Consider the following 23894-nt stretch of genomic DNA (forward strand, 5'->3'; position numbering starts at 1 on the left):
GGACAAAGATACGAAAAATATCTGATTAAATGCTTAATGAGGGTGAAAAGTGTAGAAAATCTACTTATTCTATTAAAAAGATAATGCCTTGTCTGCATGGGACAAGGCTTTATCTTTGTTTTTTAAGCTTACTCTTCAATCTCTGAAAGGCTTCTGACGAAGTTGCTAAAGAAGTTGCTGGTTGTTTCAATGGGTGCATACCTGACATAACGGAGACTGCGACGGACGTTGCGACGAAGTACAGAACTGTTGTTTTGTACAAATCCTACGGCATTTTGTTTAAAGTGCCATTCGTGTGCAGTGTCCTTGGCTAAGTCTGAAATACTGCGTAATGTGAGGCGGTAAGCATTAGGATCACTCTTGCTAACGAAGGGGATTTCGTCTTCTTCAAAGCCAAAGACGGAGATGAGAACATTACCCTGTAGCTCTGCCATAGCACTCAACTGCAAGGTGTTCAGCCAGTTCTCGAGTTTCACAAAGTCTACCTTATTACCCCGAGTTCTTAGGTATTCGCCCATCGTAATGATACCACCTAAGTTCATACCACGTGTAAACATCGTCTCAGAGTTGTTGACAATCAACTTCAACATATCAATCGCCTCAATCGAAGTGTCGATACTATGCAGTTCATTGTAGATAAGATTCTTTAGTCTTCGGTTCAGTAACGCATTGCTAAGTCTAACCGTCTTGGGTATTCTTGCACTTAAAGTCTTGCGTTCTTCCTGCTTTGCTTTGATGTCAGTGATGATACTCTCTGGCAGGTTGAGTCCTTCATCCATAGCGTGTCTTGCGATACCATTGATGAAGATAGGCATCACTTGTTGTGCTTCAACCATCTGTATGAGTCTTCGCCATTTGAAAGGCGACATCGGTTCGAGGTTCGACTGTGTGCCGAATGCGCCCGAACAAAGGATTCGAAAGAAGTTGCGTTGAATGATGTCCATTCCAGATGATTCTATTGATTGCATGGTGATTGGGTGTTGGGTGTTGAATATTGGGTGATGATGATATGTTATGAATAACGACGGGGATAATGGAAGAGGATAGAAAGGAAGGCTGTGATACCCAATAACATTGGATAATACAAGAATGGGACGATGCTCACGGGGTTTATCTTTGCCAAACCTGCTGCCATTAATATCTGTGCACCATAGGGAATCAAGCCCTGCGCACAGCATGAGAAGGTGTCGAGGATGCTGGCTGCCTTACGTTTGTCTACACCATAGCGGTCGCCTATCTGCTTCGAAAGACCACCCACGGTGAGGATTGCCACCGTATTATTGGCTGTACAGATATCCACCAAACTTACGAGGAAAGCTATTGTTAGCTCTGCTCCGCGCTTACTGTTGACGTGTCGGGTGATCATCTTGATGAGATAGTCGACACCACCATTCTCACGGATAATCTCTAACATACCACCTGCCATCATCGTGATGATAATCAGTTCGCCCATACCTTTGATTCCTGCGCCCATACTTCCAAACCAACCATAGACATCGTAGCTGCCAGCAATGATGCCAATAGCACCTGTGAGGATAATTCCAATGGTCAAAACAGCCATCACGTTCATACCAAAGAGTGCACAAACCAGTACTGCCATGTAAGGAATTACTCTGTAGATGTCAACGTTAGCGACCTGTCCTGTCGTATGTATATCTCTTCCCAAGAAGATATAGACAAGCAGAATCAAGACTGCTGCAGGGGCTACGATGAAGAAGTTTACTCTAAACTTATCTGCCATCTTACACTCCTGTGTCCTTGTTGCCACAACGGTTGTATCGCTAATAAACGAAAGGTTGTCGCCAAAGAACGAACCACCGACTACGATTGCAACGACAAAAGGAAGCGAACTCCCCGTAGAAGTGGCAATACCTGCTGCGATAGGGGTGAGTGCAACGATAGTTCCAACGCTCGTTCCGATACTCATAGAGATGAAGCAAGCAGCGAGGAAGAGTCCTGGCAGCAGCATGTTATCTGGTAGGACAGAGAGGGTTAGGTTGACCGTAGCGTCAATACTGCCCATATCCTTAGCCGAGTTGGCAAATGCTCCAGCAAGTACGAATATCCACAACATCATCATCATGTTGTCTGTGCTGGCTCCCTTGCTGTATATTTCAATTCGTTTTGCGAGCGGATAGCCTCCTGATATGGCAATAGCAAAGATACTCGAAGCCATGAAAGCCACGGTAATCGGTACCTTATAGAAGTCACCCGATATGATTGAAGTGACCAGATATAGTACGATGAACACAAGTAGCGGACTCAACGCGAGGAGTCCTTTTTTGTTTTCTGTCATGTGTTGTGTTGGGTGTTGAGTGTTAAATGTTGGGTGTTGATGAATTGTGAGGGAGGATGGGTGGTGGGTGTTAAATGTTAGGTGTTGATGAATTGTGCAGATGTTGAATGATAAATGGTGAATGTTGGGTGTTAAATGTTAGCTGTTGAATGTTAGGTGTTGATGAATTCTATTAACCTATTATTCATCCCCTTTTCACATTTACCATATCTTATCTTAAGCATCCGCACATCATGTGCTAAGCCTCCGCACATTATGTGTTAGCCCTCCGCACGTCATGTGTTGAGCATCATCACCCTTTTTATCGATGCCATCTTTTATTTAATTTTATCCCCCTTTTACTACCTTTCTTTCATCTTGCTTATAGCAATCTTGCCTCCCTCCCCCTTCGGAAGAGGACTGAGCAGGGGTTCCTTCACCATTTAATCCTTAGCAGTCTTGCCTCCCTACCCCTTCGAGAGAGGGCTGGGCTGGGCTCCTTCACCACCTAACCCTTAGCAAATTTGTCTCCCTCCCCCTTCGGGGAGGGTCGGGGTGGGGCTTTTTGTTTTACCCCCACGACCTATGATAGAAGTCTATATTCTCTCGCATAAGCAAGTCGATAGGCATATAGTTGACTGGTTCAACCTTCTTCTTCAGCACGATAGCACGGAAGAGGGAGTCAACACTAAAGTAGCCTTGTTGGTAGGCATGCTGTGCGATGAGGAACGATATACTCCCTTCTCGTAGGCAGTCAGCATTCTTATGTACCACGTCATAGCCCATAATCTGAACGTTATGGCGATGCGTCTTCAGTAGGAATTTACCCACGATATGCGCTTTAGAGTTCAGTGTGATGCAATGATGTACCTCTGGATGTTCGCTGAAGAACTTTTCTAAGATATGGTCATAACGCTTCCGCTCTTCGTCTAATGGGAGGTTTACCTCTAAAATCTTAATATTAGGGAAGTTCTCTTCCATATAATGACGGAAGCCCACCTCACGATTCTCTTGCTGACGGCTCGCCATCTTTCCGTCCTTCGTCTGCTTCATGAGCATGATGCTTTCCTCCTTTTGAGCAATGAGCATCAGCATTCGAGCAGCAAAACGACCACTCTGGATAGAGTCTTGTCCGTAGAATGACAGCGGTTGCAGCGATGGCATATAAGAGTCGAGCAGAATGAAAGGGATGTTGCGATCGTGCAGTTCGTCGGTGAGCTGGCGTGTCACCTCTAATGTCGTAGGGACAAGGATAACGCCATCTGGATTCTGCCTAAGACATTTCTGGTAGGTCTCGATAAAAGAGTGAGGGTCCAATCGACTGTAATACATGATTTCCAAGTCGATATAAAAGTCTCTACGTGCCTCTACCGCCTTCATGGCACCAATCTCAATCTCTTCCCAGTAAGCCTCACTGCTGTGCTTTGGAATCAAACAATAGAACGTGTAACTCTTGTTATAAGCCAGTGCACTTGCGTAGACATTCGGCTGATAATTCATCTCCTTCAGCACCTTTTCCACTCGTTTCAGTGCGGATTCCGATACATTCGGGCGTTTATGCAATACTCTATCAACTGTTCCAACACTTACACCTGCACGTTCTGCAATGTCTTTGATTCTTATCTTTTCTGCCATAAATATGGGAAGTGAATATAATATTTTTGCGCTGCAAATTTACTAATAATTGTTGGAATGTGCGAAAGCACAACGTTAGAATTTATAAGTAAAAGTTCTTTTTATTATTTAATTGTGTACAGAATGACGGATAATAGGAAGTTTTTAACTAAATTTGCGTTCTGAAATAAGGCTACGTGCAGTTATGTCTATTAAAAGTTATCTTCAAAAATTGTCTTTTCGCACAGGTGTCATCGTACTCCTGATGTGTATTCCCTTTTATATTCTCTCATTCGTTCAAGTGTTTTTCCCAGTGTCAACGGCAACGAAAGGCATACTGTTTACTGTCTTTTTCGGACTGGCAAAGAGCTTTCAATATGGCGGCATCGCTATCCTTGGAAAGGAAGGTTACAAACGCGTGAAGGGCTATCTTAAACGGAAAAAGCAGGCGAAGGATAAGGCTGAGAAGGCTAATAGCGACGCAATTCCTCGCTACTGTCCTGACCTTTTCTCCAATCCAGAGATTCTTTCTGGTATTCGTCTCATCATCTTCGACTTCGATGGAACGCTTGGCGATTCTCAAAAGCTCATTACCGACACGATGCTTGCAACGATAGAACGTCTGAATTTACCGATGAGAAGTCGTGAGGAGTGCGCCCGAACGATTGGTTTACCATTGAAGGAATGTTTCTCATCTATCATCCCAATGACGGATGAACAGGCTGAGGAGTGTGCTAAAGTGTATAGCGAAATATTCAATGAGAAGAATGTTCCGGGTGTTGTAAAAGCCTTTCCGGGTGTTGTTGAAACGTTGGAAAGACTTTCTTCGCAAGGCATTCTGATGTCTATTGCAAGTAGTCGTAGCCATAGAACGCTTGCAAAACTGATGGACGAATTAGACCTCTCGAAGTATATCACTTATCTGATTGCTGCCGACGATGTTGTCGAGAAGAAACCAGCAGCTGAATCAGTGCTTAAGACTTTGCGTCATTTCAACATCGAAGCACACGAAACCCTCGTCGTTGGTGATACCGAATTCGACATTCTCATGGGCAGAAATGCAGGTACACACACCTGCGGAGTTACCTACGGTAATGGTAGCAAAGAGAGTTTAGAAGCCGCAAAAGCAGAGTGGATAGTTTGTTAAATAATGTATAATTCTTTGGTAGTTTCGTAATAAACCACTACCTTTGCACTCGCAATTCAGGAATGCACCTCGGTTCATAGATGAATTCTTCTTAATTAATATCGCGGGTTGGAGCAGTTGGTAGCTCGCCAGGCTCATAACCTGGAGGTCGCATGTTCGAGTCCTGCACCCGCAACTTCAAAGCTTAGAAATACTTAGTAATAAGTTTTCTAAGCTTTTTTCATGCCCACCAAAAAATAATATTAATTCAGAATTCATAATCCATAATTCATAATTATGATTACTACAGTAGTATTGTTGACAAAATGCAAAAGACATAATAATTAAAGACAGAGTAACAAAGTAAGTAATTATGCAGTAACAAGGTACGTGAAGACAGGGTAACAAAGGAAGTGGAGATATGTAACAAAGGAATCGAAGGAATCGTAATACAACAATGTTTTGCTTCTGTGCGAACAGATATAATGTAAATAAAAATCATAGACTGAAAACGAGAAGGGCGTTAATTGGCTTCCAATTAACGCCCTTTTGGCTTGCAAAAGGGTGCCCTTTAAGCCCCTTACTAACGCCCTTTTGAAGTGCAATTAGGCATCTTTTACTTTATCACTTTATAACTAATTGACTTCCTGTAGGTTATGAACCTACTTTTTATGCATGCTTTTTCCCTTATTTATAGATGGTTTACTTGAAATTATGTAATGATTTTTCAGAACCTTATCTGCGATTTTTGATGTATCAAAATAAAAAGGTTTTCTGTGTCGAAGGATAATAATAAAATAGGAAGATGAGCGTCTTGGTCATATCTTAATTTAATGAATAACCTCCCATCTTCCGTTAAAGCTATACGACATGTAGACACAAATTTAACGGAAACACCATTCCTTCGAGTATATAAAAAAGAAATGTAGTAAGTGATAGAGACTTTTTCATACCCCTAAAACTTACTACATTTTATTTCTTTTATCGATTACTCAAAGTTCAGTTCACCAAAGAAAGTGGGACAATGGAAGTCGGGAGAAGGCAAGGCAATGGGATTCCAAGAGAGGAAATGAGGCTGCGATGTCTTGTCACCACACTTATAGAAATTGGCTCTTATCGTCTTTCCTGAGAGATTCTCTAACGTGTGACGGAAGTAAGAACTAACAGGAACAACGAGAGCGAGTTCCCATGCCTGTCGTCCCTCTCTCATCTCGAAAGGCTCACGCCCCAAAGATGCCCAACGATCAATCTGCTCTAAGGCAGCTGCAGGGGCATGAGTACGATTCTCTCGTCCCTGTCCATTGCACAGCAATATCGTACCGATACAGTTGCTTTCAAGGTTGTAATAACCTCCTTCTTCATCAGGGCTGCAGAAAAACTCACAGCAGGAGTCTTGCCAAACAGGACCTAAATCAGTGCCTGCCTCAGCACGCACACAGTCTTCCTCTACCCGATAATGCAACAGAATGGCATCACCTTTATGGGCAATGGCAAACTCTACACTTGGACAATAAGGATATTCTGCTGCCCAATCGACGGTATCTATCTTATTGTAAGATACACCATTATCCTTGAAAAGAGCAGGAATGTCAACAGCTTTCACCTGCTGACACTCCAAACGTTTTACTTCGAGTTGTTTCATTGTTTCAAAGTCTTCTTCACAAAGTCAGCCATCATCTGGTCATGACAACGTACGTCACGATAGAGTAAGAGCTGATTGCGTGAGCGAACGAGGTTGTGCTCAGCATACTTTGTCTTGTAATATACATCTCCGTTGATGTAATCAGTAAAGAAACGAACACACTGCATATATGGGAAGAGTGCCACAGCGTATGGCAGATGGCTGGTCTCTACTGGTGTAAGGAAATTGCTTGCAGTACTGAGATAACCCTCTGTGAACGAACAGAATATATCCTCTTTCAATCCAACAGCATCGTAGTTATCGCTATCCTCAGCCACATGATTAGCACCAGTGCGCAAGAAGTCGCCATAATCAGAGAAGATAAAGCTTGGCATTACGGTATCGAGGTCGATAACACAGAGCACCTTACCGTCTGCATCAAACATCATGTTGTTAACCTTTGTATCACAGTGACAGATGCGCTTAGGCAGTGTTCCCTCACGATAGAGGCGCTCAGCGAGACACATCTCGTCAGCATCACGCTCTAACTCAGCAAGAATATCTTTCACAGAAGCCACTCGACCAGCCTTATCAGCACTAATAGCCTCACGCAACTGGCGCAGACGAAGTTCCATGTTATGGAAATCAGGGATGGTTTCTCCCAATGGTTCCTTCAAATCAACCAACATATTCTGGAAGTTACCGAAGGTTTCACCACAGCAAAAAGCGCTCTCTGGGTTTACTTCCTCTTTTGTAACAGCGTTAGGAATGAAGACACTCACACGCCAATAGAGGTTGTCGGCATCCTTGTAGTAGGTCTTACCGTCCTTAGCCTGTATGAAACGCAGACATTTCCGTTCGATATCAGTCTCACCTTTCTCCATCAACTTATGGCGGATATGGTCAGTTACAAGTTCGATATTATGCTGCAACAGGTCTACATCGGTGAATATGGCGTTGTTAATACGCTGTAAGATATAATCAGGCGTATTAGCATCTACAGTTTTTACACGCAGTGTTTCATTGATCAGTCCATTACCAATTGGACTTACACTCTCAACAGTTCCCTCAATACGGAACTGTGATACAACATCATTAAAATTAGTCATAGCTGTTTATTAGTATTAAAGATTGATGCACTATTAGGAGTTAAGGAGTTAAGGAGTTGAAGGGAGTTAAGACAAATGTTATATGGGTCAAAATCTGATGACTTCAATATCAACGTAATGTTTTTTATTAATATAGTCCAACAATACATTTGTCTTAGCTCCCTTCAACTCCTTAACTCCTTAACTCCAAAAACTTTTAGGGTCTATCAGCAGGCTTAACACCAAACTGAGAAGGCTTGCTACCCATTACAAACTCAAGTGTTCCACCACGTTTGATGTCCTTGAAGTCAATGTAAGAACGGGTATAAGGCTTGCCATTCAACTTAGCACTCTGAATATAAATATTCTTATCGCTGTTGTTATGAGCCACAATGCGGAAGGTCTTACCACCTCCAACGTTCACCGTAGCCTCATCGAAGAGCGGTGTACCGAAGAGATATTTTCCACCTGCAGGCTCTACCTGATACATGCCAAGAGAGGAAAGAATGTACCATGCAGACATCTGACCCACATCCTCGTTACCACTCAAACCATCGAAGTCGTCGTGGTATAAGTTCTTGAGTACATAGCGAATCTTATCCGCTGCCTTCCAAGGCTGACCCACATAGTTGTACATATAGAGGATATGATGGCTTGGCTCATTACCGTGAGCGTACTGACCAATCAGACCAGTGATGTCTGGTGAAGCCTCTGCTCCCATATCACCACTAACAATGAAAAGGGAGTCGAGTTTTGAAACAAATGGTTTCTCACCACCGAAGGCAGAAACAAGACCATGCACATCGTGTGGAACAAGCCATACATACTGCCAAGCATTACCCTCTGCATAGTCGTCCTGACGATGAACAGTACTGAATGGATCGAATGGTTCACGGAACTTACGATCAGATGTTACACCACGCATAAACTTCGTCTTCTTATCGAAGTAGAAGTCACGATATGACTGACTGCGCTTTGAGAAGTACTTGTAATCAGCGGTCTTACCCAATTCCTTGGCGAGTTTTGCAATACATGCATCAGCCAAAGCATACTCCAATCCCTTTGCTACTGTCTCATGCTCTGGGTCGAGATCACAAGGAATATAACCATACTTCTTCAACAATCCCATACCACGCTCATCACGCATAGCAGACGCCTTAGCAGCCTCAAAGACCGCATTCTTATCTACATCATAGCCTTTCAATACAATATCAACAAGCACAGGAACACCCGGATTACCAATCATACAGTCAGTTTCATTACCCACAAGGTGCCATACAGGCAACTTGCCCTGCTCCTTAAAGATATGAAGCATGGTCTGTGCAATGTCGCACTGCTTCTCTGGATGAATGATAGTCATCAATGGATGTGCTGCACGATAGGTATCCCATAGTGAGAAGGTAGTGTAATCAGTGAAGTCACCCTTATGTGTCTTACCGTCTGCACCACGATATTCGCCGTTTACATCATTAAAGACAGAAGGTGCAATCATTGAGTGATACATTGCTGTATAGAATATCTTTCTTGTACTCTCGTCCTGTGTCTTGATTGCAATCTTACTCAACTCACGGTTCCACTCATCCTTTGCCTGAGCAACAGCATTGCGGAAATCCCAACCAGGAAGTTCCTTCTGCATATTCAATCGAGCGTTCTCAACACTCACAGCAGAGATACCTACCTTCACGAGAAGTGGCTGCTCAGCATTGTCGAAAGCAAAGACACCAATCGTATCACGCTCGTTCGACTCCAACTTAACAGGCTGTGAGAACTCTGCCACGAAGTAAACGCGCTGGTCTTTAGCCCATCCTTGTGACATACGGTAGCCACTGACGGTCTTAGCCGACTCCTGCTTAAAGCTGCAAGAGGTCATCTTGTCCCATCCGATACCCTGTGAGAGGTTCAAAATAACGTAACCCTTTGCTACATCAGCAGGAAAAGCGTAACGATGGAAGGCGACACGCTGAGTCGCAGTCAACTCTACACGAACACCAGAAGCCAACATTACAGAGTAGTAACCTGGGGTTACATGCTCGGCACGATGGGCAAACTTCACCTCACGCTGTGCTGGATTGGTAGTAGGGAGGAGTGATACATCACCCAAGTCACCAATACCCGTACCGCTAAGGTGCATCTGTCCGAATCCGATAACTGTTGAATCGCTGTAATGATAACCAGAACACCAGTCCCAGCCCTGCTTCTTCTGTGTAGGACCAGCCTGAATGTTACCGAATGGAACATTAGCTCCAAGGAACACATGTCCGTGTCCGCCTGTTCCAATAAATGGGTCAACATACTGCGTATAGTCCTGCGCAAAAGCGAAAAGACTGGTTGCAGCAAACGCCATTAAAGTTAAGAACCTTTTTTTCATATACTGAATTGTTTTAATCTTCTTGTCTTATTTGTCTTGACAGAGCCGTCATTCAACTGCTCATCAAGTATTCGTTTACTTCTGATTGACGATGATTTCGTCTGTAAAAATCCATGCGCCTTTCTCCCGAGGGAGTGCCTTCACACGCACATAACGACCTTTGACATCTCCCTTCCACTTGTAAGGATAAACGAGATAGTCCTCTGAAGCCTTAATACCTGGGCGTACTGTGTCAATCGTCTTGAAGTTCTTACCATCCTCTGACACCATCAACTCGATTGTCTCTGGCGTATAGATAACAGACTCATAGAGGTGCATAAAGTCAACACGTACGTCACGGATGTCCGTAACCTTACCCATATCAACCACAACATCCACACCAGTACTATCGATGAAACCCTGCCAACGACCCTCAAGATAACCCCAATCGCCACGCAAACCATTGATCAGTGTGTTGTCACCTTCAGCACGATACTTCTCTGCATACCGTCCTAAGTAAGTGACAGGCTTACCCAATGCCTCATGCTGTGTCACACTACGGCTTTCCATACGTGAGCCCTTCTCCTTTGAGAGGTCAAAGGCATTATAGCCCGCACGCTTCAGACGTTCAACATTTACGACTGCTCTCTTACGGAAGTTGTCGTATCCGGTGCGCTTCTTTGTCCAACCTGTCTCTGCTAAAGCAAACAAACGAGGATAGAGCATATACTCTAAATGGCTTGGCTCAGCGATGAACTCGGTCCATACACACGCCTGAACGCCATCCATATATTTCTCAAGATTGGTCCCTTTATACTCTGCAGGGATTGGCTCATAGTTATACGTCTTATCCAAACGTGTATAACCTCCCTGAGCCTTTGGCTGTTCCATCGGATTATCCTGATACATATTCAGATAATAGAACTGCTGTGGAGCCATTACTACATGATGTTTGCTTGTTGCAGCTTCGATACCTGCTTCGATTCCACGCCATGACATCACAGCTGCGTTAGGAGCCAACTTACCTTCCATAATCTCATCCCAACCGAGGAGTTTTCGACCATTACGGTTCAAGAATTCTTCCATACGATGGGTGAAATGGCTCTGCAACTCGGCTACATCCTTCAAGTTATTCTCCTTCATCACCTTCTGACAATCGGGGCAAGTCTTCCATGTGCGACGTTCTGCCTCGTCTCCTCCGATGTGGATATACTTAGAAGGGAAGAGCGCCATTGTCTCTTTCAACACGTTCTCCATGAAGGTATAGGTTGCTTCCTTACCTACACAGAGGTCTGACTGTGTATAAGGTTTGCCTGTACATGACAACTCTGGGTAGGCATAAACAACCTCATCGCTATGGCCAGGCATCTCTATCTCTGGGATTACCTCAATGTGGTGCGCTGCTGCATAGCGCACGATATCCTTGATATCTTCCTGTGTGTAATAACCACCGTAGGCTCCCGGTGTATCCTTATGACAATACTTACGGTCGTTATCCATCCACCACTTTGTCCAATCAGACTGTGTGCGATAAGAGGCTTCATCGGTCAAACGAGGATATTTCTTCACCTCCATGCGCCATCCACCACCATCAGTGAGATGCCAATGGAAGCGGTCGAGCTTGAAGTAAGCCATTGCATCAATCTGTTTCTTCAAGAAGTCCTTTGTCCAGAAGTGGCGAGAACAGTCAATCATCAAACCACGATAAGCGAAACGAGGGGTATCCTTCACCTTTACACAAGCTATCTGACCATCCTTTTCGAGCTGGCGAAGGGTCTGCAAACCATAGAACAAGCCCGTTGGGGTCAGTGCCTGAATGGTGATACCTTTTGGTGTCACCTCCAACTCATAGCCTTGCAGGCGTACACTGTCCATTGCCTGCGCTGCCTGCTGGGCTGTTCCCTTACAAATCAAGCGGAAAACGCCCTGCTTAGAAGGATTCTTTGCGTATGCTAATGGATGCTGCAGCACCTCAGAAGTGTACTGATTAAGCACCTTAAAGTCACTACCTGTAAGATTGGTCACAATCTTCGTACCCTTATTCAGTTTGAATTGACCCTTCAAAAGACTGATATTCTCAGGTTGTGGGATGATGTTCTGAGCTGCAACAGGTATAGAAACGGCTGCTGCAAACAACAGGAAAACTGCACTCAAAAGAACTTTTTTTCTCATAACGTGAGTATAAATTTCGGTTTTATTTCTTTATTATTTGTTTTTACTTTATGTCTCTTTCTTCGATGACTGTCGGCTGTCTGTCTTCTTATCTGTGGTCGGTTAATACCTTCCTGATAGTAGACGACCTTCCACATTGCCACCTTTTTGTTTCGAATTAAGCCTCCGCACCAAATGTGCTAAGGCTCCGCACAACTTGTGTTAAGCCTCCGCACACTTTGTCCGAAGCGTTCGGACAAGGATAGAAGACGGCAAACAATGTCTGTTTTTATCATTATATATAATGTAATAAGACATTAAAGACCGTCGGAAGCATGGGAGGTTTGATGGGTAGTAGTCGTTTACTTTAGATAGAACTTCAATACTCCACCCTTTAAGAGTTCGTCATTCGTAATGCGATAGCGGTTCAATGGCTTACCACCTAACTCTATTTTCTTGATAATTACAGCCTCAGCATTTGGACGAACTGTCTCTATCAAGAGCTTATCTCTGCCCCACTGCGCCTTATCTAAACGGATAGTCACCTTGTCAAAGACTGGTGAAGTGAGCGTGTAAGATGGATCACCCGGACAGTCAGGATAGAAACCTATCATATTGAACACTGCCCAAGCAGACATTGTTCCGGTATCATCATTACCAGGGATGCCCTCTGGTGCATTCTTGAAATACTCCTTCAAGAGTCTGCGGGTCTGCACCTGTGTACGCCACTCGTCGCCCTTGAAATAAGAGAAGAGGTGAGGATAAGCAATATCAGGTTCGTTGGCAGGGTCGTAATAACCCTTGTCGAACACGCTCTGGAGCTTGTTTACAAAGTTTTTCTGTCCTCCCATGAGCTTTGCAAGTCCCATTACGTCATGCGGAACATAGAAAGTATAGTTCCAAGCATTACCTTCGTGGAAGCCTGGAGATGGTTCGAAGTTCTCTCCCTGCTTTGGATCGAAAGGCTTATAGAAGGTGCCGTCTGGCATCAATGGGCGCAACAAACCATACTCCTTACTGAAATAATGGCGATAACCCAAAGCACGATTGTGGAACAGACGGGCATCATCTTTCTTACCCAATGCCGCAGCCAAACGTGAGAGGGCATTGTCGGCAATGTAGTATTCGAGTGCGTGAGAAACGGAATTGTCGAACTTCTCGTGCAAAGCTACATATCCCTTCTCCATATATTCGTCATTGTCTGGGCGCAGCGGGTTCTCGCTTCCCTTTGTCAAAGCCGACTTGCGGAATGCCTCGTAAGCCTTATTGATATCGTAACCACGCAGACCTTTCAACCAAGAATCAGTGATAACAGGGATAGCTGGGTCGCCTTCCATCGTGTAAGTCTCACGACTGAAGAGTTCCCACTTTGGCATCCAGCCATGCTCCTCGTACATCCCAATCATCGAACGAATCATGTCGCGCTGACGATTTGGATAGACCAACGTAAGCAACTGATGCACATTGCGATAGGTGTCCCATAGAGAGAAGACCGTATAACGGTTGCCCTCCTTCACCGTACGAATCTCATCACCCTCCATGGCAGGGTACTGTCCGTTGACATCCTGCAGGATATTTGGGTGGATAAGGACGTGATAAAGAGCTGTATAGAAGATCGTACGCTCTGTCTTTGTACCACCCTCAACGAGGATGCGAGAGAGATCATCATTCCACTTAGCACGCGCCTCAGCACGAATAGCGTCGAAGTTCTTTCCACGCTGTTCGGCATCAAGGTTCTCACGGGCGTTTGCCATACTTACGAATGACACACCCATCTGCACCTCTATCTGCTCGTCAGCCTCAGTGTTGAAGTTCATCCATACACCGATATCATCGCCAGAGAGTTCCTTGTTATAGGTCTTATAGAGCTTATACTTACCATTGTCGACATCCCACTCAGCCTCTACGCCTGTCATCGGACGCTGTTTCTTCCAATAGCCAGCTTCTGTAGGCTTCTTGCTGACACGCATCACGAAGTAAATTGGGAATACAGCCTGAGGGTTATAACAGAATGTACCCTGCAACTTCATACCCTCATACTCTGTGTCGCTCACCTTCTTCACCATGGCACCAGACTCATTTGTGAGTCCTTCACCGAGGTTCAACAAGATATGACTTTCTCCTTTCGGGAATGTGAAACGTGCAACAGAACTGCGAGGAGTAGCTGTTACCTCTGTCTTCACATTATACTTTTTCAGATTATTAGAATAATAACCGGGGTGTGCAACCTCCTTGTCGTATGTACTTCCGTACTCCTTATAGTCGACATTCAGCTTTCCTGTCGTAGGCATAAGCAACAATGAGCCTACTTCTGGACAACCCACACCACTTAGATTGACGTGAGAATAGCCCGTGAAAAAGACGTTATGATATTCGTAAGGAGTTGACCACCAGCGTGCATCCTTGTCATATTTATTCAAATCAGAACCCATTACGTTGAATGGTACGACTGACATCAATCCGTTAGGGCATACTGCTCCTGGATTGGTAGTACCGAAATTAGATGTTCCGATAAAAGGATTGACAAGATCAACAGGCTCTTCCCCACCCTTGTCAGCCGCCTTCAGCGAAAGAAAAGACAAGGAAAGAAGTAGTACTAATAGGAATTTATGATTCATTTGGGTGATAGGTGATAGGTGTTAGATGGTGATGAATAGTAGGTGATAGGTAGTGGGTGTTAGGTAGTGATGGGTGTTAGGTGGTGGATGGTGGGTGGTGATGAATTGTGATGAAGCTATCATTATTTACTTCTAAGCAATTCATCAACACCCAACACCTATCACCTATCACCTAACAAATCATCAACACCCAACACCCAACACTTAACACCTTATAAAATGCTATTGTTCTTTGTAAACTCTACGATGTCCTTGATATAGCCGAATGCCATACCAACGACGGTATCAGCTGCACCATAGTAAACGGCTACGCGCTCGCCATCCTGCAAAGCAGCACATGGGAAGACAACGTTTGGTACGTCACCCTGCAACTCGTAAGGTGCATTTGGTGCAAGAAGATAAGGACGAGTACGATAGAGAACCTTCTCTGGATTGTCCTTGTCAAGGATAGCTGCACCCATTGAATAACGGAAACCGTTACAAGTAGTGATTACACCGTGATAGAAGAGCAACCAACCTTCGTCTGTCAAGAAAGGAACCGAACCTGCACCAATCTTCGTACACTGCCATGCACTCTCTGGGAAAGGAGTAACCTTCATCACACAACGATGCTCGCCCCAATACTTCATATCTGGGCTAAAACTGATATAGATGTCGCCGAAAGGAGTGTGACCATTGTCACTTGGACGACTCAACATAGCATACTTTCCATTGATCTTCTCTGGGAAGAGGACGCCATTACGATTGAATGGCAAGAAAGCATTCTCACACTGATAGAACTTCTTGAAGTCGAAGGTGTAAGCAATACCGATTGTTGGTCCGTGATAACCGTTACACCAAGTAATCCAATAACGGTCCTCAATCCATGTAACACGTGGGTCGTACTTGTATTCTGACTCAATCATTTCAGTGTTACCAGCCTCAAACTTAATAGGCTCGTGATTGATTTCCCAGTTCACACCATCCTTACTGAAACCAGCAAAAATGTTCATCTGTACCGCCTTGTTATCGCAACGGAACACACCAGCGAAGCCGTCCTCAAAAGGAACAACAGCACTATTGAAGATACTGTTTGATGTTGGAATATGATAACGATCGATGATTGGGTTCTTTGAATAACGCCACATCACATCCTTGCATCCTTCTGGACGTTCTTCCCAAGGCAGAATATCTTTTAAACTTTTCATTGTAAATATAGTTTTATGCTTTTAGTTTTTATAAATGTCTATACATTATAAGTACAAGCAAAGTTAGCTTTTTACTTCAACAAAAGGTAAGTTTTTATCATTCATTAAATAGGAAAAACACTTCTTAACAAGCAGTGTTAAGAATCTGTTATTTAACCAAACTTACTAAGAAAATAGTTTATGTGTTTTGGTAACTATTCAGCGATAATAGATATATAAGTGCATATCAATTTCTCAAACCTTAAATAAGGCTTGAATCGCATTATATGGCGTTTTGTCGTGCTTCTTAGCTGTTTCTACAATCGAATGAAGTTCAAGGAAAGCGTCTGCTCCGAAGTCTGAACGAAAAGCACAGGAGTTCTTCAGTTTGATTTTTAGCTTGCGTATTCCCCTTTCGCTTCCATTATTGTCAAATGGTATCATCGGATTTTCGAGGAAATTGAAAATGTAATCTCTGCATTTGACCAAGCCTTTTCTGAACGTAATAAACTTTTTACCAAGCTCCTCTATATTCTGTTTGAGCAGATTGTCTAAACGTTCATTCCATAACACCTTGTCTATAACGTCGTTCGGATTGGTATTCCGCTTGCGAATGGCTTCACGGAACAGATTGGCTACTTTCCCAGACCACTCTTGTTCAATGTTCAACTCTGAGAGATATTGCAGTTCGCGGAGTAAGTGAGCAAGACAAACCTGGTGATTGAGAAAATGGAGTGCAAAGTATGCGCTATGGCGGTCGGTAACGGCAGTCATTCGTTCCAGGCTATCGCCAAATTTGTCTGCTAATACCTTCGATCCTCTTCCATCAGCACGGAAAAGCAATGTGTAATAAACAGTCTGTGCTATCCATGCCCAGTCAAGTCTTTTGTTACAGTACAAGCCGCTCTCATCGAAACCAACAACTGCTGATAACTTGATATATTCTTTAATCTTATCAATCACAGGTTGTGCATTTCTCTTTGCCTCATTTACTCAGTTCACCAGCGAGCCTTCGCTTGGAGTGAGTCCAAATACCTCACGCAAAAAACTTGCTATGCGACCATAAGGAAGAAATTGCACGACACTCAGATAAACCACTAAGGTCTTTACGCTTGAATCATATACCACGTTGTTTGACCGCCGTCTCGGTGCTGTCCGAATACGTTCACCACAGTTCTTGCATACCATCACATAGTGTCGGATTTCCTTGATTACGGGCTTCAACTCTGGAATGGAAATAACCTGCGTCACATAATCAAGCACACGTTCTGCATCTGATAAAGATTCTCCGCAACGAGTGCAATAGTTGGGTACCTCATCAATTATCTCGTCAGGTATGGAAGAACAAGACAACTTATGCCCATCATGCCCCTTTTGTCCTCCCGGCTTCTTACCACTTGGCTTACGGAGGCTTCTTGTTCTTCTGATAACCTCATCCTTTATACGCTCCTTGCTTGGAGGAGTGCTGCTGTTATTAGAGTTTTTGTCAGGTTTTTCATACTTAGCTAAGCGTTCCCGTAAGTTTATAAGCTCCGTATCTTTCTTGCGAATTTCAAGGTTCAGAGCATTTATGTTACGGTTCAATTTGATAATCTCGGCATACTGCTGATTTACAGTTGCACGTAATAATCGCATCTCTTCCGTCATGCCTTGTAATACTTTTGATATGTCCGTAACCTGCTCTTTCATAGGTATAAAGGTACAAAGAAAATCTGAAATACGCAAGAAAAACAAGCATATTTATAGCCTTTATACGAAGATTTTAGAGGAGAAAATACAGACTGATCAATACCGCTGAATAGTTACGTGTTTTGATAAAAGTACTAACAAACCTTAAACACTTTCAAAGTATGCCTCATAGTCATGTCATTTTATGCTGGATTTATATTGTACTGCTATCTTCATCAGATGTCTGAACAAGTCATATTCTGGCTTTTTACTATCCCTAAACCAACGACGATTAAATTTCCAACAATACTCATTCAAGTATAATTGGAGAAAATGCTCATCGATTTCTTTGTGAATCGCATCAATACCACTACGGCATTCTCCTGTAACGATGTGAACCCATGGCAAGACTTTGGTAACAACCTCGTGAGGGGTGCTCTCAGTCTCAATATGCTGAACAAGACCTGTCAGAGTCTTCTTCAACCCCATGAGATTATGTCCTCCGTCAGAATGTATCTTTGAATCCTGATTCACAGACTTCTGAGCATAAGGCGCCAGTGTCTTGTATTTACTATCAGGCAATGCATACATTTTGATATAACGGACAGCTTTCTTCACTTTGCTTCTGTTAGCTTGCTTCATAAGTTTAGAGGCTTTGTTAAATCGTTCTGTGTCAGTATTGTCTGATAGGTATTCGTTTAGGATTGAACCTGCATCTTTACTCTGTGCAATTACCAACACAGGAGTTTTCTTACTCTTAAGGACCTTTTCTCCGCACTCCTCTGAAATGAAGGAAGTTGAGAAATATGACAAGTCGAGCTCTATCTGGTCAGAGAGTGTATAGATGCTGTCCCTCTGCCCCATAATCTCTCGCAATTTCATCATCATCAACCATGCGGGAGAGTAATATTCGAGTTCAAGCTGATGCTGGATCTCCTTAGCCGACAGTACCTGCTTGATGGACGTCATCATGTGCGCAGTAAAGAACCAATCATACAGCGGTAGTTTGCTATGTTCCATAACGGTACCCTTTGTCAACGAGATTCTGTTGCCACAGTTCTCACATTGAAAGGATTTCCTTCCAGGCAGCCATTTATACTTTGTAGCTCCACACTTAGGACACACAACACCTATCTCCTCTCGAACAGCTCTAAGGTAGTTCTCGCAGCTATCCTCATCAGGGAACATCTGGAAGAAGTCTTTCAATAACATAGGTCTCATATTTGTGACAAATATAATTGATTTTCAGATTTTTACAATGGAGCTATATTGAAATTAACATATCTTAGTACTTTTATCAAAACACAGAAAAATTTTTTTATATATTTGCGCCATATTATAATCTATCTATTACACAACCTAAACATTTTAAATTATGGAACACATCCCACAAGTTTTTTGGCTCATTCCCATTGCATCAGTATGCGCACTGGGTATGGCATGGTATTTCTTTAAGTCTATGATGCAAGCGGAGGAAGGTACTCCCCGCATGGTTGAGATTGCTGAATACGTGCGCCGTGGTGCCATGGCGTATCTGAAACAGCAATACAAAGTCGTATTGATTGTTTTTGTTGTCCTTGCAGTCGTCTTCGCCATCATGGCTTATGGCTTCAATGCGCAGAATGAATGGGTACCCTTTGCCTTCCTGACTGGTGGTTTCTTCTCTGGTCTTGCGGGCTTCTTCGGTATGAAAACGGCTACCTATGCCAGTGCGAGAACAGCCAATGCAGCACGCAACGGACTCAACGATGGACTCAAAATTGCCTTCCGTTCGGGCGCAGTCATGGGACTCGTTGTCGTAGGATTAGGCTTGTTAGACATAGCCATTTGGTTCATTGTCCTCACTTGGTTCTATTCTGATAAGATGACAACGAGCGAAATGCTTATCACCATCACAACAACGATGTTGACCTTTGGTATGGGTGCATCTACACAGGCTTTGTTTGCTCGTGTGGGTGGCGGCATCTATACAAAGGCGGCTGACGTGGGCGCCGACCTCGTGGGTAAGGTGGAAGCTAACATCCCTGAAGACGACCCACGCAACCCTGCAACGATTGCCGACAACGTGGGTGACAACGTGGGTGACGTGGCGGGTATGGGTGCCGACCTCTACGAGAGCTACTGTGGTTCGATTCTTTCTACCGCTGCCTTGGGTGCAACTGCCTTTGCAGCCTCATCAGGTGATATGCAACTAAAGGCTGTCATCGCACCAATGCTCATCGCTGCCGTCGGTGTTTTCCTTAGTTTGTTCGGTATTTTCCTCGTAAGAACGAAGGAGGGAGCCACGATGAAGGACCTTCTCCACGCCTTAGGACTCGGCACGAACACGGCTGCTGTACTCATTGCAGCTGTTAGTTTCCTCATTCTCTACCTCTTAGGCTTGGAGAACTGGTTGGGTGTTAGCTTCTCTGTCATTGCTGGTTTGGCAGCCGGTGTTATCATCGGACAGGCAACGGAGTACTATACTTCCCAGAGTTACATGCCTACAAAGGCGATTTCGGAGGCAAGTCATACAGGTGCTGCGACTGTTATTATAAAAGGTATTGGTACGGGTATGATTTCTACTTGCGTCCCCGTCCTTTCTATTTCAGTGGCTATCATGCTGAGTTATCTCTGTGCCAACGGCTTTGACATGTCAATGTCAGCACTCTCTATTCAGCACGGACTCTATGGTATCGGTATCGCTGCGGTCGGTATGCTCTCAACCTTGGGTATCACCTTGGCAACAGATGCCTACGGACCGATTGCCGACAATGCTGGCGGAAACGCTGAGATGAGCGAGTTAGGAGCGGAGGTGCGCCAGCGTACTGATGCCCTTGACGCCTTGGGTAATACGACTGCTGCTACGGGTAAGGGCTTTGCTATTGGTTCGGCTGCACTGACCGCATTGGCGTTGTTGGCTTCTTATATCGAAGAAATCAAGATTGCCATGGCTCGTGTCGGTACACAAATGACCAACGTTGCAGGCGAAACCATTGATGCCACAAAGGCTACTATCCCAGACTTCATGAACTTCTTTCAAGTGAACCTGATGAATCCAAAGGTGCTTGTCGGTGCGTTTATCGGTGCTATGGCAGCCTTCCTTTTCTGCGGATTGACGATGGGTGCCGTTGGTAGAGCAGCTGGAAAGATGGTGGAAGAGGTGCGGCGCCAGTTCCGTGAGATTAAGGGAATATTAGAAGGAACAGGCACACCAGACTATGGACGATGCGTAGAAATCAGTACTCAGAGTGCGCAACACGAGATGATTATCCCATCGCTTTTAGCCATCATCATCCCCGTTGTCGTCGGTCTTTTACTCGGAGTGGCAGGTGTATTGGGCTTGTTAGTAGGCGGTTTGGCTGCCGGTTTCACCCTTGCCGCCTTCATGTCGAATGCTGGTGGTGCGTGGGACAATGCGAAGAAGTATGTCGAGGAGGGCAACTTCGGTGGTAAAGGTTCTGACGCTCACAAGGCAACCATCGTCGGTGACACCGTTGGCGACCCATTCAAAGACACTTCTGGACCATCGCTCAACATCCTTATCAAACTCATGAGCATGGTCAGCATCGTCATGGCGGGCCTCACTGTTGCCTGCCTATAACAACACTCTCGGAGTAGTTTTCGTGAGAATAAGGCTTTACTTTCATGGAAAGAAATGTTTATCTTCCCAACAGAAAACATTTCTTTTCGTGAGGGTAATCCGCTGTGTACAGGCTGTAAGATACCTGACTCTGTGGCTAAAGCTATTATATAAAAAGCACACGGAGTCACGGAGGGGACGGAGGTAAAGCCTATATTACAGAGGTGCCGACGGCACAAAGAGCAAAGGAGATGTAGCGTACAGATTCCTGATACGTTTTAAGTTAAATGTTCTGTGCATTATAACTCTAACAAAGTTTGCTAACAAGCTCCGTCGCTCCACGCACCGACGGTGCCTCCGTGACTTCCATTGCTTGTTTTAATAATCCTCCGTCCTCTCCGTGCCTCTGTGTGACATTACTTCAAACTCTAAACACAAGTAGAAAACCTTATCACTCCAAAATCCTGAAGACCCAACCTTTTCTTTTTAAGACTTCGAAAAGCTATAGACAATAAATTGAAAAATCATTACATAAGTTCAAAGAATATATCAATAAATAACAGCAAAAACACATATAAAAAGCAAGTTTGTAACCATAAGGAAATCAATTAGTTATAAAATAGTAACGTAAAAGGTGCTTAATTGGACTTCAAAAGGGCGTTAATAAGACCTCAAAAGGGCACCTTTTGCAAGCCGAAAGAGCGTCTTTTAGTCCCCTAAAGAGCATGTATTGAATTTGAGATGAGTGAAAATAGTTTACAAGCGAACAAATTGTTTGTAAAGAAGACAAAAGAAATATAAAGGGGGAAAAACAAAGTTCAAAGTTTTAGCACACAGAGCCACGGAGTTCACGGAGATAAGAACGGGATAATGGAGGCACCGTCGGTGCAGGGGAGTAACGGAGAGTATTTGCGAGGCTTAATTGCAAGTCTTATTTGTAAGTCTTATTTGTGAATCTTATTTGTAAGTCTTATTTGCGTTTATATTCGCAAGGCTTATTAATAGCGATTATCCCCAAAGATACCAGCTATCTGTACGTTATATCTCTGTCGCTCTGCGTGCCGTCGGCACCTCATGTGATAATAGATTTATCTCCGTGAACTCCTTTTCTCTGTGTGCAGCTTTATATAAAAAGCATAAAGGTCAAATCACAAAGTTAAAAGTTCAAGAACACTCCCTTTTAGCACATTCGACAGAAGCCTACTGATACATAAAGTGATAATAAGGCAAGGCTACTATTTTTATAAAGAATGTCAATTTTTTCCTCATTCCAAATATTATCCTTACCTTTGTCTTAAGATTATTGACATGAAACCTATGGTATTACTTGTCAATCCTAAATTATTATTTATATCGTAATATTGCTATGATAAAAAGATTTATGCTGTTCGTTGCAGCAATGGTAGTGAGCATCAGTGCATCTGCACAGTTTCAAGAGGGTAAGGGCTATTTAGGTGCTTCCCTGACAGGACTTGACTTACACTATAATGGTCAGGACGAATTAAACTTAGGTGTGCAGGCAAAGGCGGGTTACTTCCCTTGGGATAACCTCATGGTACTTGCTACTTTCGATGCGGCACACAATGGTTCTGAGGCTGTTGCCGACCATATCAGTGTGGGTGTTGGTGGACGTTATTATATCACACAGAACGGACTCTACTTGGGTGCGGGTGTGAAACTCCTCCATGCCAACCATAATTATAACGACCTGATGCCAGGTGTTGAGGTGGGTTATGCCTTCTTCATCAACCGCTCAGTGACAATTGAGCCTGCTATTTACTATGATCAATCATTCAAGACACATAACTATTCAAATATTGGCTTGAAGGTTGGTCTCGGTATCTACCTCTTTGATGATTAATCGAAGAGAAAAGATATATTTTTTTAAGGACTGGCTGTCTTTATATAGGGATGCACCAGTTGGTGTGTCCCTATATCTCTCAAATCAAGCGGCTGATTCTATCGACTATTAAGAATGAAAAAAGAGGATTACAAGTGTAACCCTCCTTTCGATATCTCCAGCCTACGAGAATTAACTTTCAATGCAACAATACCCTTCTCAACTCTTAGAACGTGCCGTAGAGGCTTTCTCACAGTTGCCAGGTGTGGGGCGCAAGACCGCTCTGCGCCTTGTTTTGCATCTGCTACGCCAGTCGACAGAGGACGTGGATAGCTTTGCGGATGCTGTCATTCGTGTGAAACACGATGTGAAGTATTGCAAGGTTTGCCATAACATTTCCGATAATGAGGTGTGTTCTATCTGTTCTGATCCTCGTCGAGACGGCTCGGTGGTCTGTGTGGTAGAGAACATTCAAGACGTGATGGCGATTGAGAACACACAGCAGTTTCATGGACTTTACCACGTTTTGGGGGGTATCATCTCTCCGATGGACGGCATCGGACCGCACGACTTAGAGATTGAATCGCTCGTTGAGCGCGTGCAGGAAGGGACTGTGAAGGAGATTATCCTTGCCCTTGCCAGTACGATGGAAGGCGACACGACCAACTTTTATATCTCTCGAAAGCTGAAAGACACAGGCGTGAAACTGTCGGTTATCGCACGAGGTATCTCTGTTGGCGACGAACTTGAATATACAGATGAGGTGACGTTGGGCAGAAGTATTCTGAACCGCACACCTTTTGAATCTTAAAACAACC

General features: G+C 44.0%; 14 protein-coding genes, 1 tRNA gene and 1 pseudogene. 5 read left to right on the plus strand and 11 right to left on the minus strand.

Annotation, left to right across the window (positions count from 1 at the left end):
- Positions 1 to 128 precede the first annotated feature (128 nt).
- The 3 genes from J4861_RS00940 to J4861_RS00950 form a co-directional block, all read right to left on the minus strand.
- Complete coding sequence (locus tag J4861_RS00940) at positions 129 to 944, minus strand: hypothetical protein (protein WP_211816607.1); 816 nt, start codon at positions 942 to 944, stop codon at positions 129 to 131.
- A gap of 68 nt (positions 945 to 1012) precedes the next feature.
- Positions 1013 to 2296, minus strand: a complete 1284-nt coding sequence (locus J4861_RS00945) for a Na+/H+ antiporter NhaC family protein (protein WP_211816334.1) — start codon at positions 2294 to 2296, stop codon at positions 1013 to 1015.
- A 549-nt stretch (positions 2297 to 2845) separates the two neighbouring features.
- Positions 2846 to 3910 carry a LacI family DNA-binding transcriptional regulator gene (locus J4861_RS00950; RefSeq protein ID WP_211816335.1) on the minus strand — a complete coding sequence of 355 codons (1065 nt, stop codon included), beginning with the start codon at positions 3908 to 3910 and terminating at the stop codon, positions 2846 to 2848.
- A 184-nt stretch (positions 3911 to 4094) separates the two neighbouring features.
- On the opposite strand from J4861_RS00950, the gene J4861_RS00955 reads away from it, so the two are divergent.
- Both J4861_RS00955 and J4861_RS00960 read left to right on the plus strand, forming a co-directional pair.
- Positions 4095 to 5036, plus strand: a complete 942-nt coding sequence (locus J4861_RS00955) for an HAD-IA family hydrolase (protein ID WP_211816337.1) — start codon at positions 4095 to 4097, stop codon at positions 5034 to 5036.
- A 102-nt stretch (positions 5037 to 5138) separates the two neighbouring features.
- Positions 5139 to 5211 (plus strand) — tRNA-Met (locus J4861_RS00960).
- Between the two features lie 792 nt (positions 5212 to 6003).
- Here J4861_RS00960 and J4861_RS00965 read toward each other — a convergent pair.
- The 8 genes and pseudogenes from J4861_RS00965 to J4861_RS01000 form a co-directional block, all read right to left on the minus strand.
- Positions 6004 to 6657, minus strand: a complete 654-nt coding sequence (locus J4861_RS00965) for a carbohydrate-binding family 9-like protein (RefSeq protein ID WP_211816339.1) — start codon at positions 6655 to 6657, stop codon at positions 6004 to 6006.
- Positions 6654 to 7745 carry a phosphotransferase enzyme family protein gene (locus J4861_RS00970; RefSeq protein WP_211816341.1) on the minus strand — a complete coding sequence of 364 codons (1092 nt, stop codon included), beginning with the start codon at positions 7743 to 7745 and terminating at the stop codon, positions 6654 to 6656. Before J4861_RS00970 ends, J4861_RS00965 begins: the two co-directional genes overlap by 4 nt.
- A 196-nt stretch (positions 7746 to 7941) precedes the next feature.
- Positions 7942 to 10092, minus strand: a complete 2151-nt coding sequence (locus J4861_RS00975) for a GH92 family glycosyl hydrolase (RefSeq protein ID WP_211816343.1) — start codon at positions 10090 to 10092, stop codon at positions 7942 to 7944.
- A gap of 75 nt (positions 10093 to 10167) precedes the next feature.
- Positions 10168 to 12243, minus strand: coding sequence for a glycoside hydrolase family 20 protein (locus tag J4861_RS00980; RefSeq protein ID WP_211816345.1), 2076 nt, complete (start codon positions 12241 to 12243; stop codon positions 10168 to 10170).
- Between the two features lie 341 nt (positions 12244 to 12584).
- Positions 12585 to 14840, minus strand: a complete 2256-nt coding sequence (locus J4861_RS00985; protein WP_211816347.1) for a GH92 family glycosyl hydrolase — start codon at positions 14838 to 14840, stop codon at positions 12585 to 12587.
- Positions 14841 to 15052: 212 nt separating this feature from the next.
- Positions 15053 to 16027: a glycoside hydrolase family 130 protein gene (locus J4861_RS00990; RefSeq protein WP_025839877.1), complete on the minus strand. Its 975-nt coding sequence runs from the start codon at positions 16025 to 16027 to the stop codon at positions 15053 to 15055.
- 234 nt (positions 16028 to 16261) lie between these two features.
- Positions 16262 to 17695 (minus strand): annotated as a pseudogene (tnpC, locus tag J4861_RS13540) (IS66 family transposase).
- A gap of 177 nt (positions 17696 to 17872) precedes the next feature.
- Positions 17873 to 18886 carry an IS1595 family transposase gene (locus J4861_RS01000; protein ID WP_211816608.1) on the minus strand — a complete coding sequence of 338 codons (1014 nt, stop codon included), beginning with the start codon at positions 18884 to 18886 and terminating at the stop codon, positions 17873 to 17875.
- A 163-nt stretch (positions 18887 to 19049) separates the two neighbouring features.
- Between J4861_RS01000 and J4861_RS01005 the strand changes: the two genes are divergently transcribed.
- From J4861_RS01005 to recR, 3 genes are all read left to right on the plus strand, one after another.
- A complete protein-coding gene (locus J4861_RS01005; protein ID WP_211816349.1) occupies positions 19050 to 21257 on the plus strand; it encodes a sodium-translocating pyrophosphatase in 2208 nt (735 codons plus the stop codon).
- 1360 nt (positions 21258 to 22617) lie between these two features.
- Positions 22618 to 23097 carry a hypothetical protein gene (locus J4861_RS01010; RefSeq protein ID WP_428842161.1) on the plus strand — a complete coding sequence of 160 codons (480 nt, stop codon included), beginning with the start codon at positions 22618 to 22620 and terminating at the stop codon, positions 23095 to 23097.
- A 181-nt stretch (positions 23098 to 23278) separates the two neighbouring features.
- Positions 23279 to 23887: a recombination mediator RecR gene (gene recR / locus J4861_RS01015; RefSeq protein ID WP_211816353.1), complete on the plus strand. Its 609-nt coding sequence runs from the start codon at positions 23279 to 23281 to the stop codon at positions 23885 to 23887.
- Positions 23888 to 23894 lie beyond the last annotated feature (7 nt).

The sequence above is a fragment of the Prevotella melaninogenica genome (assembly GCF_018127925.1).
Classification (GTDB): Bacteria; Bacteroidota; Bacteroidia; order Bacteroidales; family Bacteroidaceae; genus Prevotella; species Prevotella melaninogenica_C.